Source organism: Pseudorhodobacter antarcticus, from assembly GCF_900110135.1.
Taxonomy (GTDB): Bacteria; Pseudomonadota; Alphaproteobacteria; order Rhodobacterales; family Rhodobacteraceae; genus Pseudorhodobacter; species Pseudorhodobacter antarcticus.
The window spans coordinates 1-1,171 of record NZ_FOCO01000114.1 but is presented as its reverse complement, the minus strand read 5'-3'; the positions used below and the strand labels follow the sequence as shown (position 1 = coordinate 1,171).

Annotated in this window: 1 protein-coding gene; it reads left to right on the top strand. The window is 50.7% G+C overall.

Translation table 11 applies throughout. The features are described 5' to 3' along the window. The first annotated feature begins 61 nt into the window (after positions 1-61). On the top strand, positions 62-832 hold the full coding sequence (gene rlmF, locus BMY36_RS19140; RefSeq protein ID WP_336469885.1) for a 23S rRNA (adenine(1618)-N(6))-methyltransferase RlmF: 771 nt from the start codon (positions 62-64) through the stop codon (positions 830-832). Positions 833-1,171 lie beyond the last annotated feature (339 nt).

Here is a 1,171-nt window from a genome sequence, read left to right as displayed (position 1 = left end):
AAAAACCCATCTGCGCCATCGCCGCATCCCCACCGCCAGTTCACTGTCCCACCATACCGCAGTGTGGGCGGTGGGGCAATTTATAGAGGTGCCCAATATTGAATTCTGGGATATCCCCAGCGGCTATTTGTGCCCCCCAATTCCGGGGCGTGTCGATTATATCCATCATCTCGCAGATTTGCTGGCCGGCAGCTTTAATCAAGACATCCCGCGTGGCCGCGACATCAAAGTTTTGGACATCGGCACGGGTGCCAGTTTGGCGTATCCCCTTACGGGCCAAAGCGAATATGGCTGGCATTTTATCGGCGTCGATACGGATGCGGTCGCGCTGCAATCGGCAAAGCAGATTTGCCAATATAACAAACTGGACATTTCCCTAAGGCAGCAGACCACGCCCGAGAATATCTTTGTCGGCGCAATCGAGCCGCATGATTTTTTTCACCTCACCATGTGCAACCCGCCCTTTCATGCGTCCATCGAACACGCAATCAAAGGCACCCAGCGCAAGTGGGTGAACCTTGGAAAAGGGCCTTCAAAAAAGCTAAATTTTGGCGGCCAAAACGCCGAACTTTGGTATCCGGGTGGCGAGATAAAATTTATCGCCCGCATGGTGGAACAGAGCATGGAATTTGCCGACCAGTGTTTGTGGTTCACTTCCTTGGTATCGAAAAAAGATAACCTGCAGCCGTTGCGCCGAATTTTGGCGAAAGCACGGGTCGCTGACTTTCAAGTCGTCGAAATGGCGCAGGGACAAAAAACAAGCCGTTTTATTGCTTGGACTTATGTGCAGAAAAATCAACGCGCCGGGTTTGCCAAGAGAGATCAGGCATAGCTGCCCCTTTTGCCAAAGTATTGCACGACAGCAATCTTCGGTTTTCAGCAAAGCGGTATCTGAGCATCTCGCAATGCTGTGGATGGCCATTCTGGGATATGAAAATGATTTAATTTGATGCGACACACTTCAAAATTAAGGCATTTCACGCGCAATATTGATGTGTAGAATTTGGTTGCGGGAGGACGCAACCCCCGTAACCTGCCTGCGCTAAGAAGCTTCACATCAGTCGCCGCTGGCTAAGTGTTCCATCCCGGATGATCACATAGACCCTCTGCGATCTGCTTTTTTTATGGCAAGATCGGTTTTGAGGGAGTGCAGCGGATCAGAAAACAATCC